A 12,550-nucleotide genomic window follows, 5' to 3' on the forward strand; every position below is an offset into this window, starting at 1 on the left:
TAGTGCCTTCGCAGGCCCGCCCTCCTTTGTGAACAACGGCACGCCACCGGCCGCCGCCGTGCTGCCCATCTCCACACCACTCGTGCTAGTTTCACAAGTGATGCATTTCGTCGAACCGTCCCGAGAAGTCCTGGCCGAAACCCTGCTTGCGGCCGGCCCTGACGCGCCCACTCTGTGCAAGGGCTGGCGTACCAGGGACCTTGCCGCGCACCTTTACCTGCGCGAGCGGAAGGCCGCCGTCGGGCTGGGTTTGATCATCAAGCGCCTGGCCAAGGCATCGGACCAGGCCACCGCGAAGCTGGCAGCCAAGCTGGCCAGACCCGAGGACTATGCCCGCCTGGTCAACACGTTCCGCGGCGGGCCGCCGGCCCTCTCCCCCATGAGCATCCCGGCGCTGGATGAGAGCGCCAACCTGATCGAATACTTTGTGCACACGGAGGACGTCCGGCGTGCCGTGGACCGGTGGGCGCCCAGGGCGCTGGACGAGGCATACTCGGATGCCCTCTGGGATGAACTCGTCAAACGCGCCGCCATCCTGTACCGCGGCGTGGACCTGGGCATTGTCCTGGTCCACCCCTCCGGACCCCGCCACGTCGCCAAGCGCGCACCGGTTTCCGTCGCCATCGTCGGCGAGCCGGGCGAACTGCTGATGCACGCCCATGGCCGCACCCGCCACGCCCTGGTCACCTTCGAAGGCCAGCCGGACGCCGTCGCCCTTCTGCAGTCAGCCGAAGTAGGACTCTAGTCCCCACCCGCCCCCTAACCTCGCAAGTCCGCGCCGGCTCCCTGCCCTCGCAAGCTCGGTCCGGGGCCCTCGCCGGAGCGGCTCCACGGCCAGGGAACCATGCGGGCGTGGGCCCATGCACCGGTCCTAGCGGACTTCAAACCCGGCGGCGCGGATGGCGTCCTTGACCTGGGACATCATGTTGTCCGGTCCCCAGTGGAAAATCGAAGCGGCCAGGACGGCGTCCGCGCCAGCGGCAACGGCGGGCGGGAAGTGGGCGGGCTCCCCTGCTCCGCCGGAGGCAATGATGGGCACCCTGACGGCGGCCCGGACCAGCTTGATGAGCTCGAGGTCGAACCCGTCCTTGGTGCCGTCGGCATCGATGGAATTGAGCAGGATCTCCCCGACGCCGCGGTCGGCTGCTTCCTTTGCCCATTCAATGGCGTCGATCCCGGTGCCGGTGCGGCCGCCGTGGGTGGTCACTTCGAAGCCCGACGGCGTGGGCTGGGAACCCGGGCGCGTCCGGCGCGCGTCGACGGACAGGACCAGCACCTGCGAACCAAAGTGCCGGGTGATCTCATCGATGACGTCCGGGCGGGCTACGGCCGCGGTGTTGATCGAAGCCTTGTCCGCTCCATAGCGCAGGAGCTTGTCCACCTCGGCCACGCCCCGGACGCCGCCGCCAACGGTGAGCGGGATGAAGACTTCCTCGGCGGTGCGCCGGACGACGTCGAACGTGGTCTCCCGGTTGCCGGAGGATGCGGTGACGTCGAGGAACGTCAGTTCGTCGGCGCCGGCGTTGTCGTAGCGGTGGGCGAGTTCCACGGGGTCCCCGGCATCGCGGAGGCCCTCGAAGTTGACGCCCTTGACGACGCGCCCGGCGTCGACATCAAGGCAGGGAATGACCCGTACTGCTACTGCCATGGGAACTCCTGGTATTCAGTGGTGCTGGGAAGCCGGTGATCAGATGCGGCAGGCGTGGATGCTGCTGACCAGGATGGCGCGGGCGCCCAGGTCGTAGAGTTCATCCATGATCCGGTTGGTTTCCTTTTTGGGCACCATGGACCGGACGGCTACCCAGTCGGAGTCCCGCAGCGGGGAGACGGTGGGCGATTCGAGGCCCGGAGTCAGGCTGGCGGCCTTCTCCACGAGCTCCTTGCGGATGTCGTAGTCCATCAGGACGTACTGGCGCGCCACGAGGACGCCCTGGAGGCGGCGGATGAGGACCTCGATCTCCTTCGCCGTGCCGTTTGCGGCGTCTCCTGCACCGGCGCGCCGGATCAGCACAGCCTCGGACTTGAGGATGGGCTCACCGAAAATCTCCATGCCGGCGGCCTTGAGGGTGTTGCCGGTCTCCACGACGTCGGCGATGGCGTCGGCAACGCCGAGGCGCACGGAGGATTCGACCGCACCGTCGAGCCGGACCACCTTGGCGTTGATACCGCGTTCTGCCAGGTAGTTGCGCAGCAGGCCGTCGTAGCTGGTGGCGAGGCGCTTGCCTTCAAGTTCGGCGGCGGAGCTGAAATCGCCCACGGGGCCGGCAAATCGGAAGGTGGAGGCGGCGAATCCCAGTGGAAGCAGTTCCTCGGCTTCCACCTCTGCATCCAGCAGCAGGTCGCGGCCGGTGATGCCGACGTCGAGGGTGCCCCGGCCCACGTAGACCGCGATATCGCGGGGGCGGAGGAAGAAGAACTCGATGTCGTTGTCAGGGTCCACCATGACCAGCTCGCGGCTGTCGCGCCGCTGCCGGTATCCGGCCTCGGAGAGCATGGCGGAGGCGGCTTCGGACAGGGAGCCCTTGTTGGGGACGGCTACTCGCAGCATGTCAAATTCTTTCTGGGGTGGAAGGTTTGGCTTTCAGGCAGTGCAGGCCACAGCTGGCCCGGCGGCAGGGCGCCGGACCGGTGGCTACAGATGCTTGTAGACGTCTTCCAGAGTCAGGCCTTTGGCGAGCATCAGGACCTGCAGGTGGTACAACAGCTGGGAGATTTCCTCGGCCGCAGCTTCATCGGATTCATATTCGGCAGCCATCCAGACCTCGGCTGCTTCCTCAACGACTTTTTTGCCGATGCCGTGAACACCGGACTCCAATTCAGCGACGGTGCGGGAGCCTTCCGGGCGGGTGGCTGCCTTCTCGCTGAGTTCAGCGAACAGCGTCTCGAAATTCTTCACGCCCTCCAGCCTACTTGGTGCGGCCGGGGCAGCGCTTCCCGGGCTGTTGCATGACGGGCGCGATGTGATGGATTACACACCGCGCCCGTCCAGCATGCGGCCGCTTAGCGCTGGTACTGCTTGAGCACGACGGCGGTGGCCAGCGCCGCCGTGACGGCCTCGTGGCCCTTGTCTTCCTTGGAGCCGGGCAGGCCTGCGCGGTCCAGGCCCTGCTGTTCGTTGTCACAGGTGAGGACGCCGAAGCCGACCGGTACGCCCGTGGACACGCTGACGTCGGTGAGGCCAGACGTCGCGGCCTGGCAGACGTAGTCGAAGTGCGGGGTGCCGCCGCGGATCACGACGCCGAGGGCAACCACGGCGTCAAAGTGCGGCGCCAGGCGTGCGGCCGCCACGGGAAGTTCGAAGCTGCCGGGAACGCGCAGCACGGTGGGTTCGGCGATGCCGGCATCCTTTGCGGCACGGAGTGCACCGTCCAGGAGGCCGTCCATGATCTGCGTGTGCCAGCTGGCTGCGACGATTGCGAGCTTCAGCTGGGAAGTCTCGGCGGGGTTGAGGGTGCTGAGGTCGATATCGGGGGCGCCGTGTCCGCTCATGGGTTTCTTGTGTTCCGTTCGTTCGTGAAGACGTCAGTCTTGTTCGTGGTCATAGGAGGTTTCGGAGGCCGTTGCAGGAACGGGGACCACCTGCGTGTCCAGCAGCAGCCGGTGCTCCATGCGGTCCTTCTTGGTGCGCAGGTACCGGATGTTCTGCTCGCGGGACGGGACCTCGGTGGGAACCATTTCCACCACCGTCACGCCGGCGTTGGCAAGCCTGTTCTGCTTGTCCGGGTTGTTGCTCAGCAGCCGCACCTCGTGCAGGCCCATTTCGGCGAGGATCTGTGCCGCGGCCTTGTAGCAGCGGGCATCCACCGGCAGGCCCAGCTGTTCATTGGCCTCCACAGTGTCGAAGCCGGCTTCCTGGAGCGCGTAGGCCTTGATCTTGTTGGCCAGGCCAATGCCGCGGCCTTCCTGGCCGCGGAGGTAGAGCAGGGTTCCGCCGTTGTCCCGGATCAGCTCCAGAGCGAAGGCGAGCTGCTCGCCGCAGTCGCAACGGTAGGAACCAAAGACATCCCCGGTGAGGCACTCGGAGTGCAGCCGGACAAGGGGAGCTTTTCCGTCGGTGGGAGCGTTGGGTGAACTGACGGCCAGATGCTCCACGCCGGTGACGAGGTCCGTCCACGCCTGTGCCACGAAGTCGCCAAAGGCTGTGGGCAGTTGCACCACGGGCCCTCCGCTGACGGGGTGGGGCGCTTCACCGGACACCGTGTGGGGCTTCCGGTGGCCGTTGTGCTGGCTGTCGTCGCTGGCTGCCGCTGCCGTCATCGTTTCTCCTTCTCTCCACCCGGGACCGCCCGGGCATCCTCATCCGGTGCTCCCCCGGTCCCGGCTTCAAGATACGCCACCAGGTCCTCGATGGAGATGAGGGGACACCCATGTTCAGCTGCGAACGAACGAAGCCCGTCAAGGCGCATCATTTCGCCGTCGTCGTACACCACTTCCGCGATCACACCCACAGGCTCGAGGCCGGCAAGGCGGCACAGGTCCACTGCGGCCTCGGTGTGCCCCTGGCGTTCCCGCACACCTCCATCAACTGCCCGGAGCGGAAAAATATGCCCCGGCCGGGTCACGGATGCGGGGCCGGCCTGCGGATCCGCCAGAATCAGGGCGGTCAGGGCGCGGTCGGTGGCGGAGATTCCCGTGCTGACACCAATGGCCGCATCACAGGAGACGGTGTAGGCGGTGCCTTTTGCGTCCTCGTTGACGGCGGTCATGGGAGGCAGGGCCAGCGCATCGGCGCGGTCCCCTGTCAGCGGCACGCAGATCACGCCGGAGCTGTACCTGATGGTCCAGCCCATCAGCGCGGGTGTGGCGTGCTGGGCGGCGAAGATGATGTCACCTTCGTTTTCGCGGTCCTCGTTATCGACCACCAACACCGGGCGGCCGGCGGCCATGGCCCGCACCGCGTCCGCGATGGAGTCCAGTCCCCGGACGGGCGCGGGAGCCGCATTGGCTGCGGCGTCGGTGGAAACAGCGTGTTCCAGGCGTACGGCCGCGTTCACCGAGCACCTCCTGCAATGGCGGTGTCGCCGCTGCCCGCAGTTGCCCCGGCGCCGCTGAAGGCAAGCAGCCGTTCGGTGTATTTGGCCAGGACGTCGACTTCCAGGTTCACGCGGCTGCCGGTGGTTTTGGTGCCCAGTCCGGTTTCGGCGAGGGTGGTGGGGATCAGGCCCACTTCGAACCATGGTTCCGGCTCTGGCGCGGGGCTGACGGCCGTCACGGTGAGGGAGACGCCGTCGATGGCGATGGAGCCTTTCTCGGTAATGTAGCGGGCCAGGTTGGCGGGGACGCCGAAGCGCAGCCGCTCCCAGTTGCCTTGCGGTTCCCGTTCCAGCAGCACGCCCACCCCGTCCACATGGCCCTGCACCACGTGGCCGTCCAGGCGGCCGCCCGCGGGAACGCAGCGTTCCAGGTTGACGGAGTCCCCTGCGGCGAGCTCGCCGATGGTGCTCCGGACCAGGGTCTCCCCCATGACGTCGACGCTGAAGTCCTTGCCGTCGATCGCTGTAGCGGTGAGGCAGACCCCGTTGACGGCGATGGAGCCGCCAAGTGGCAGCCCCTCGGTGGAGGCTGGCGCGTGCAGCCGGACGGTGGCGCTGGTGTTGCCGTCGCGCTCCACGGACAGCACCTGCCCCTGCTCGGCAATAATTCCGGTAAACATCAGTAGCCTCCCTGGGCTGGCTCCGCGGCTGTGCGGGTTGGTGGGTGGTCAAGTGCAACGTGCCGTTGCGGTCTGAGGTGGAGCCTGAGGTCCCGGCCCAGCGCCCGGACCGCGCCGCCGTCGGACGCGTCCCATTCCCACTGTTGGGCGTCGGGAAGGCTGGTGATGCCGAGCCCGTTCAGCGCCGGGGTGCCGGATCCCAGCAGCGTGGGCGCCAGGTACACGATGAGTTCGTCCACCAGGCCGGCCGCCAGGAAGGAACTGAGGATGCTGGAGCCGCCTTCCACCATGACGTGGCGGACGCCGGACGCGTACAACATGGACAGTGCCTCACGGGGATCCCGGGTGGGGAGGTGGACAGCCAGGCCGTCGTCCCCGTGGATTGCAGCGTCCTCCGGGATGGCACGCAGGCCCATGACGGCGCGTACGGGCTGCTTGGGCGCCGGTTTGCCGTCGCCGTCCCGGGCGGTCAGCCGGGGGTCGTCCACCAGCACGGTCTGGGTGCCCACCAGGATGGCATCGATGCGGCTGCGGATCCCGTGGTTGTCCGCCAGGGACTCCGGGCTGGAGATCCATTGGCTGGTGCCGTCCTCGGCGGCGATGCGGGCGTCAAGGGTCTGCGCAATGTGGAGTGTGACGAAGGGCCGCCTGGCCGCTACTGCCTCGAACCACTGCCGGTTCAGGTCCAGGGCTTCGTCGGCGCCCAGTCCGCTGCGGACCCGGACGCCGGCTGCCCGCAGTGTTGCCGCGCCGCCGGCAGCGGGGTCGTGGGGATCGTCCACGGCGTAGACCACGTCGGTGATCCCGGCGGCGATGATCGCTTCGGTGCAGGGCCCGGTGCGGCCCACGTGGTTGCAGGGTTCCAGGGTGACCACCATGGTGCAGCCGGAAAGATCCAGCCCGACGGCGGCGGCCTGGGCAATGGCGTCGGCTTCGGCGTGTGCGGTGCCGGCACCGCGGTGGTGGCCTGCCACAAGCTGCTTGCCGTCAGCACTTACGACGACGGCGCCCACCAGCGGGTTCGCCCCGCGGGGGCCTTCGAGGGCAGCCTGCAGGGCCCGTTCCATGGCGTGTGTTTCGGCGGCGGTGAAGGCAGAAACCATCCCGGCGGCCGGCTTGAGCTTGACGGCGCCCGTCATGCGGCTGCCGTGGTGGAGATGTTGCCAGCTTGTAGAGTTGCTGGGCTTGCGGCGTCTAAGAGCCATCGCTGCGGGTTCATTGTGCGTCGTTCCTTCCCTGTCGAACCGCGATGGCTCCGGGGATACGACAGCAGAACGCTGCGAAGCCTCAAGGCTGCGCAGATACAGCTGTACGTGCTTCTCTCATCCAGACTTTAACTGTCGGTACCGGAATTCCACCGGTTCAACCGTCTGCCGGAGCCCTCCTGGGAGGACACCTGCGCGCGGGTCGCGGACTGTCACCGCCGGTTCGGACTTACACCGACCCCGGAGCACGTATGTGTGTTGTTATTGTGCCACAACCGGAATGGGCTCCCGGTTATTCCGTCGCCGCACGTAACGCGCTGCTGCCCCGGGCGCGAAGCAGGTCGATGGCTTTGGCCGGATCGTCGGCACCATAGACGGCTGAACCGGCTACGAAGACGTTGGCGCCGGCTTCGGCAGCACGGACGATGGTCTCTTCCGTGATGCCGCCGTCCACCTGGATGGCCACGCCCAGCCCTGAACCCTCCACAGCCGCACGGGCCCTGCGGATCTTGGGCAGGGTGATGTCCAGGAAGGCCTGCCCGCCGAAGCCGGGTTCAACGGTCATGATGAGCAGCATGTCCAGTTCCGGCAGCATGTCCAGGTAGGGCTCCACCGGGGTTGCGGGGCGCAGCGCCATGCCCGCTTTGGAACCCCTGCTCCGCAGTTCCCGCGCCAGCTTGATGGGCGCAATGGAAGCCTCCGCGTGGAAGGTCACGGAGGCCAGGCCTGCGTCCGCGAAACCGGGAGCCCAGCGGTCGGCGTCGGCAATCATCAGGTGGGCGTCGAGCGGAACGGGGCTGACGGCCTGGATCCGCTCCACCACGGGCAGCCCGATGGTCAGGTTGGGGACGAAGTGGTTGTCCATCACGTCCACGTGCACGGCGTCGGCATTGCTGATCCGCCGCAATTCGGCTTCGAGGTTGACGAAGTCGGCGGAGAGGATGCTCGGGTTAATGCAGCACTGCGTCACGGGGGTGCCTTTCGCTGGTTGTTCTGGTCCCACGGCACAGTTGGCGTGGTGGTTTCCGGGTGTCGCGCCGTCCCTGCTGGTCAGGCTTTCTTCCTGATCAAGGCCAGGAACATCGCATCGGTGTGATGGATGTGCGGCCAGAGCTGCGCCGTCAGTTCATGGCCGGCAGCCAGGCTGCCGGTCAGGCTGACCGCGTCCAGGGCCGCGCCGGCGTCGAGGAGTTCCAGGTCGGGACGCTTGCGCAGCACATCGCTGACCACGGCTGTGGTCTCGGCGGGATGCGGCGAACACGTCACATAGGCCACTACTCCCCCGGGACGGACGGCTTCCAGGGCCGAGGCCAGCAGCCCGCGCTGCAGCGGGCCAAGGTCTGCAATGTCCTTCGGTGAACGCCGCCAGCGGGACTCCGGCCTGCGGCGGAGCGCACCCAGGCCGGTGCAGGGAACGTCCACCAGGACACGGTCATACCGCTCCGGCTGTTCGGCGCCGACGTCCCTGCCGTCGCCGGTGCGGACCTGCCAGCTGCCATGCGGCACGGCGGACAACGCCTGGCTGACCAGCTTGGCCCGGTGCGGGGCGGGTTCGTTCGCCAGCAGGGTGGCGCCACGCTGGTGGGCCAGCGCGCCGAGGAGCGCCGCCTTCCCGCCGGGACCGGCGCAAAGATCGAGCCATGCTTCAGCGTCTGCGGAAGTTGGTGGGCTTTCGCCGCCATCCGTTTGGCCGGAGGAGCCAAGGTCCGCTGCGGCCAGTGCCCTGGCCACCAGCTGGGATCCGACGTCCTGTACGCGGAGGGTGCCGGCGCGGACGGAGGACAGCCGGCCGAGGTCTCCGCCGCTGGAGAGCGCTGAGCCCTCGACAAGTTCCCCGGGGGTGGCGCCGCTTTCCAGTGCCTCGTCCAGGCTGCCGAGCCCGGGCAGGGCCACGAGGTTGACGACGGGTGCATCGTTGTCGGCTTCCAGCAGTTGGTCGATGTCGTCTGCGGGACGGCCGTGCGCCACGAGCGACTGGCGCATGGCGCGGACGATCCACTCGGGGTGGGCGTACCTGACGGCCGCTATTTTGACGGCGTCGGTTTCGCCCTCCACCAGCAGGTCCAGCCATTCCGCCAGGGTGCGGGCAGCAACCTTGCGAAGGACGGCGTTGATCAGCGTCGACGGTCCGGCGCCGATCACGGCACGGGCAAGTCCGACGGTCTGGTCAAGTGCCGCGTGGGCGGGAACCCTCATGGCCAGCAGCTGGTGGGCTCCGATGCGGAGGGCGTCCAGGATGGCTGGGTCAAGCTGGTCCAGGGGACGGTCCACGCACCGCGCCAGGATGGCGTCGTAGGTGCCCTGGTTGCGGAGCGCTCCATAGCTCAGCTCGGTGGCGAAGCCGGCATCCCGCTTGTCCAGGTGATGGTGCCGGATCCGGGCAGGAAGGACCAGGTTGGCGTAGGCGTCCTCTGCGGCTACGGCGCGGAGGACTTCAAAAGCCACCAGGCGGGATGGATCTGCGCGCCTGGTGCGCTGGGACGGCGCCTGGTCGGTAAAGCCCCGCTGCGGACCGCGGTTGCGTTCCCGGCCCTTGGCGTTGCGCCGGCTGGCGTCGCGGGGTCCGCCGTTGCCACGGCCGCCGCCGCCCTGGCCGCCTTTCCCGCCGCCGCTGCGTGCTCCGGCACCGTCCCGTCCGCCTGTATTGCCTCCGGACCCGGTCATTCAAACACCACGCTCTCCAGTGTTGCCAAACCGCGCGCCCAGTCGGCGGCGGCCATCATCTTTTTCCCGGCCGGCTGGATACGGGTCAGTTCCACCGCGTGCGACCCCGTACCCACCAGCACGTCTTTGCCCTGCAAGGCCACGGCTCCGGGCGGAAGGCCCGGGACGTCCGGCCGGAGCCGGACCGGTTCGAGCTTGACGCGCTGGCCCTCCAGCATGGTCCACGCGCCGGGCTCGGGGGTGGCACCACGCGCCTGCCTGCTGATGGCAAGGGCCGGGTGCGCCCAGTTCAGGTGGCCATCCTCGAGGGTCAGTTTGGGCGCCAGCGTGACATCGCCGGCCTGTGGCTGCGGCGCTGCCTTGCCGGCACCGATGGCGGACAGCGTCTGGGCCAGAAGGACTGCGCCGCTGTGGGACAGCCGCTCCAGCAGGTCACCTGCAGTGTCCTGGGGCTTGACGGTCTCCGTCAGGGTTCCGAAGACGGGGCCGGTGTCCAGGCCTTCCTCAAGCTGGAAGGTCACGGCACCGGTGACATCGTCTCCGGCCATGATGGACCGCTGGACAGGAGCCGCCCCGCGCCATGCGGGCAGGAGCGAGAAGTGCAGGTTGACCCAACCATGGCGCGGGATGCCCAGGGCGTCGCGGGGAACCAGTCCGCCGTAGGCCACAATGGCGGCGACGTCCGGCTGGACCCTGGTGATGGCCGCGATGGCCTCGGCATCGACGCGGGCGGCGCGGATGACCTCGATGCCCAGTTCGGCGGCGCGTTGCGCAACGGGGGACGGCGTCAGTACCCGTTTGCGGCCCAGCGGCGCGTCCGGCCGGGTCAGGACGGCAACGACGTCAAAGCCGGCGTTGACCAGCGCGTCCAGGGAGGGAATTGCGACGGCGGGCGTCCCCGCGAAGAGTACCCTCACCCGGCTGCGCCGAAGCTGGCACCGGGGGTGCTGGTTCCGCCAAAGCTGGCCCCGCCGAAGCTCGAGCCCACACTCTTGGCGCGTTTGGCCGTAGTACGTCCGGCGACGGCGTCGTAATTGGCGTTACGGATGGAGCGCAGCGCCGCCTTCCGGTCCTCGCCCTCAAGGCGGTCCGTGTAAAGGATGCCGTCCAGGTGGTCGTTTTCGTGCTGGAAGCAGCGCGCCAGCAGGCCTTCACCGTCGATGGAGACCGGGTTGCCATGCATGTCGACGCCGGTGACACGGGTGGCGCGGAAACGGCGGACCGGGAAGCCCAGGCCCGGGATGGACAGGCAGCCTTCCACGTGGTCCGGCTGGTAGTCCTCGCTGTTCTCCAGGGCCGGATTGATGATGTGGCCCTCAACCCCGTCAATGCGGTAGGTGAAGATGCGCTTGCTCACCCCGATTTGGGGCGCCGCCAGCCCGGCCCCCTCCACATCCTCCATGGTCTCGGTCATATCGGCGACCAGTTTGGCAAGGTCGGGTCCGAACTCCGTCACGGGATCGGCAACTGTGCGCAGCACAGGGTCGCCGATGATGCGGATATTCAGAATAGCCATGCGCTGGGTGTCCTCACGGTTGGCGGCAAAGGGAACCTATCCAGTTTAGGTGCAGTCCCGCGGCGTGCATCGTCGCCTCAGGCGGTGCGGGCCAGGGGCGGGGGTGCGATGGGCAACAGCGCCGTGCCCGCACTGCTGGTGTCCGCGGACAGTTCCCAGACACGGCGCAGCGCGCAGAACTTCCACCAATGGTGCTTCAGGACCTCGGGGTTGGCGCGCACGGGCCGGACTTCCGTCTCTCCGATGGCCACGGCCAGCAGGACGGGGTCCTCACCGTATTTCCAGGGTTCCCAGGTCCCCGCCTGCGGATCCACGAGGCTCTCTTCCGCCTTCATGCCGGCCACCAACTGCATGACCACCTTGTCATCCAGCGGCTTGACCTGTCCGTCCCGGGTGGTGCCCTTGGTCTTGTAGTCGATCAGGCAGATGCGTCCGTTAATCCGGGCCACCAGGTCCAAGGTTCCGGCGTAGCCCACCGAGTGGTTCCAGACAGTAATTTCGGGGGCGATGGGTTCCACACGGAAGAGTTCCCACCATTCGTCAAAGCGCACGGCGAAAGCTTCCTCGCCGTTGGCGGCCAAGGCTTCGCGGGCTTCTTTCATGGTGTGCGGACGCCCCAGCGCACGCAGGGCCACCTGCTCGCAGTAGTTGTGCACCCGGTCCCCGCGCCGTGCGGCGTCGTCCCGGTATGTTTCGGCGGCCTTGGCTGCGCGGTTGATGGCCTGCTTGATTTTGGCCGGACTTCCCAGGCAATCGGAGAGCAGTGGATCGTTGGCCAGGCTGCTGGCCCCCATGTAGCCGAACCACCCGTCGAGGCCGTGCGGCTGCTGGCTGATCACCGTGGTGATGGAAGGAACCGAAAACTGTTCGGACGTTGACCGTGCGTACATCCGGCCGTATTCAGTGGCGTGGGCGAGGAGCGGATCAGTCATACAAAAGACTCTTTCACAGGGGGCCGACAAAATCTCCGGCGGCAGGGGCCGCACGCAAAAAAGGCCCGTCTCCGCTGCTGATGAGCGGAAACGGGCCTCTGCGGTGGGCGATACTGGGTTCGAACCAGTGACCTCTTCGGTGTGAACGAAGCGCGCTACCACTGCGCCAATCGCCCCGATGCATTTGAATGCTAGCCCACGTCTGCCCCAAACCAAAAATCGGCCGAACCGCAGCCGGCAGCGGCCCCTCTAAGGATCCTTCGGCCCGCGTGAAGGACCCGGGCAAGCGCGGCGCCGTCCGCGCCCTGGCCCGGGAAGCCATCCCCCCGCCGTCGGGAATTACACGCCTGTAACTCGGAAAAATCCGCGCGGTTACTGGGAAGCGGGACGCACGGCCGTCGCATGGCCCTATCCGATTTGGAGTTTCCCCGAACCTCCTATATTGTTTTTACTCGTTGGAACGCGAGGAAATGCCGGAAACGGCAGCGAATCAAGCCTCCAAAATGCGGACGTAGCTCAGCTGGTAGAGCACCACCTTGCCAAGGTGGATGTCGCGAGTTCGAATCTCGTCGTCCGCTCT

At 67.5% G+C, this 12,550-nt stretch carries 14 protein-coding genes, 2 tRNA genes and 1 riboswitch; of the genes, 2 read left to right on the forward strand and 14 right to left on the reverse strand.

The features are described from left to right. Positions 1 to 100: 100 nt before the first annotated feature. Positions 101 to 745 carry a TIGR03085 family metal-binding protein gene (locus HNO81_RS12425; protein WP_175318425.1) on the forward strand — a complete coding sequence of 215 codons (645 nt, stop codon included), beginning with the start codon at positions 101 to 103 and terminating at the stop codon, positions 743 to 745. A 126-nt stretch (positions 746 to 871) separates the two neighbouring features. Here HNO81_RS12425 and hisF read toward each other — a convergent pair whose 3' ends face one another. The 14 genes from hisF to HNO81_RS12495 form a co-directional block, all read right to left on the reverse strand. Continuing rightward, on the reverse strand, positions 872 to 1,648 hold the full coding sequence (hisF, locus tag HNO81_RS12430) for an imidazole glycerol phosphate synthase subunit HisF (protein WP_175318426.1): 777 nt from the start codon (positions 1,646 to 1,648) through the stop codon (positions 872 to 874). A gap of 39 nt (positions 1,649 to 1,687) precedes the next feature. Continuing rightward, positions 1,688 to 2,548 carry an ATP phosphoribosyltransferase gene (hisG, locus tag HNO81_RS12435; protein ID WP_175318427.1) on the reverse strand — a complete coding sequence of 287 codons (861 nt, stop codon included), beginning with the start codon at positions 2,546 to 2,548 and terminating at the stop codon, positions 1,688 to 1,690. 84 nt (positions 2,549 to 2,632) lie between these two features. Then, positions 2,633 to 2,896: a phosphoribosyl-ATP diphosphatase gene (locus HNO81_RS12440; RefSeq protein ID WP_009358176.1), complete on the reverse strand. Its 264-nt coding sequence runs from the start codon at positions 2,894 to 2,896 to the stop codon at positions 2,633 to 2,635. A 104-nt stretch (positions 2,897 to 3,000) separates the two neighbouring features. Beyond that, a complete protein-coding gene (gene ribH / locus HNO81_RS12445) occupies positions 3,001 to 3,489 on the reverse strand; it encodes a 6,7-dimethyl-8-ribityllumazine synthase (protein ID WP_175318428.1) in 489 nt (162 codons plus the stop codon). Positions 3,490 to 3,522: 33 nt separating this feature from the next. Beyond that, positions 3,523 to 4,257, reverse strand: a complete 735-nt coding sequence (gene ribA, locus HNO81_RS12450) for a GTP cyclohydrolase II (RefSeq protein ID WP_175318429.1) — start codon at positions 4,255 to 4,257, stop codon at positions 3,523 to 3,525. After that, positions 4,254 to 4,994 carry a 3,4-dihydroxy-2-butanone-4-phosphate synthase gene (gene ribB, locus HNO81_RS12455; protein WP_371818250.1) on the reverse strand — a complete coding sequence of 247 codons (741 nt, stop codon included), beginning with the start codon at positions 4,992 to 4,994 and terminating at the stop codon, positions 4,254 to 4,256. The genes ribA and ribB overlap by 4 nt, the downstream gene beginning before the upstream one ends. Further along, a complete protein-coding gene (locus HNO81_RS12460) occupies positions 4,991 to 5,653 on the reverse strand; it encodes a riboflavin synthase (RefSeq protein ID WP_175318430.1) in 663 nt (220 codons plus the stop codon). Before HNO81_RS12460 ends, ribB begins: the two co-directional genes overlap by 4 nt. Further along, on the reverse strand, positions 5,653 to 6,792 hold the full coding sequence (ribD, locus tag HNO81_RS12465; RefSeq protein WP_175318431.1) for a bifunctional diaminohydroxyphosphoribosylaminopyrimidine deaminase/5-amino-6-(5-phosphoribosylamino)uracil reductase RibD: 1,140 nt from the start codon (positions 6,790 to 6,792) through the stop codon (positions 5,653 to 5,655). The genes HNO81_RS12460 and ribD overlap by 1 nt, the downstream gene beginning before the upstream one ends. A gap of 170 nt (positions 6,793 to 6,962) precedes the next feature. Continuing rightward, positions 6,963 to 7,111, reverse strand: a riboswitch (FMN riboswitch). A 39-nt stretch (positions 7,112 to 7,150) separates the two neighbouring features. Continuing rightward, entirely contained in the window at positions 7,151 to 7,828 is a 678-nt protein-coding gene (rpe, locus tag HNO81_RS12470) for a ribulose-phosphate 3-epimerase (RefSeq protein ID WP_175318432.1), read from the reverse strand. Between the two features lie 80 nt (positions 7,829 to 7,908). Further along, positions 7,909 to 9,522, reverse strand: coding sequence for an RsmB/NOP family class I SAM-dependent RNA methyltransferase (locus HNO81_RS12475; RefSeq protein ID WP_175318433.1), 1,614 nt, complete (start codon positions 9,520 to 9,522; stop codon positions 7,909 to 7,911). Continuing rightward, positions 9,519 to 10,439, reverse strand: a complete 921-nt coding sequence (gene fmt, locus HNO81_RS12480; RefSeq protein WP_175318434.1) for a methionyl-tRNA formyltransferase — start codon at positions 10,437 to 10,439, stop codon at positions 9,519 to 9,521. Before fmt ends, HNO81_RS12475 begins: the two co-directional genes overlap by 4 nt. Then, a complete protein-coding gene (gene def / locus HNO81_RS12485) occupies positions 10,436 to 11,038 on the reverse strand; it encodes a peptide deformylase (protein WP_175318435.1) in 603 nt (200 codons plus the stop codon). Before def ends, fmt begins: the two co-directional genes overlap by 4 nt. 77 nt (positions 11,039 to 11,115) lie before the next feature. Then, complete coding sequence (locus HNO81_RS12490; protein WP_175318436.1) at positions 11,116 to 11,970, reverse strand: cytochrome; 855 nt, start codon at positions 11,968 to 11,970, stop codon at positions 11,116 to 11,118. 104 nt (positions 11,971 to 12,074) lie between these two features. Then, positions 12,075 to 12,146: transfer RNA gene (locus HNO81_RS12495), tRNA-Val, on the reverse strand. A 329-nt stretch (positions 12,147 to 12,475) separates the two neighbouring features. Here HNO81_RS12495 and HNO81_RS12500 point away from each other — a divergent pair. Then, positions 12,476 to 12,548: transfer RNA gene (locus HNO81_RS12500), tRNA-Gly, on the forward strand. Positions 12,549 to 12,550: the final 2 nt, after the last annotated feature.

It is taken from the genome of Pseudarthrobacter sp. C4D7 (assembly GCF_013359725.1).
GTDB lineage: Bacteria > Actinomycetota > Actinomycetes > Actinomycetales > Micrococcaceae > Arthrobacter.

Coding starts and splice junctions, on each gene's coding strand:
- HNO81_RS12460 (WP_175318430.1), bottom strand. CDS start 5,653: ATGTTTACCGGAATTATTGCCGAGCAGGGGCAGGTGCTGTCCGTGGAG.
- def (WP_175318435.1), bottom strand. CDS start 11,038: ATGGCTATTCTGAATATCCGCATCATCGGCGACCCTGTGCTGCGCACA.
- HNO81_RS12425 (WP_175318425.1), top strand. CDS start 101: ATGCATTTCGTCGAACCGTCCCGAGAAGTCCTGGCCGAAACCCTGCTT.
- HNO81_RS12475 (WP_175318433.1), bottom strand. CDS start 9,522: ATGACCGGGTCCGGAGGCAATACAGGCGGACGGGACGGTGCCGGAGCA.
- ribA (WP_175318429.1), bottom strand. CDS start 4,257: ATGACGGCAGCGGCAGCCAGCGACGACAGCCAGCACAACGGCCACCGG.
- HNO81_RS12490 (WP_175318436.1), bottom strand. CDS start 11,970: ATGACTGATCCGCTCCTCGCCCACGCCACTGAATACGGCCGGATGTAC.
- ribD (WP_175318431.1), bottom strand. CDS start 6,792: ATGACGGGCGCCGTCAAGCTCAAGCCGGCCGCCGGGATGGTTTCTGCC.
- hisG (WP_175318427.1), bottom strand. CDS start 2,548: ATGCTGCGAGTAGCCGTCCCCAACAAGGGCTCCCTGTCCGAAGCCGCC.
- hisF (WP_175318426.1), bottom strand. CDS start 1,648: ATGGCAGTAGCAGTACGGGTCATTCCCTGCCTTGATGTCGACGCCGGG.
- ribH (WP_175318428.1), bottom strand. CDS start 3,489: ATGAGCGGACACGGCGCCCCCGATATCGACCTCAGCACCCTCAACCCC.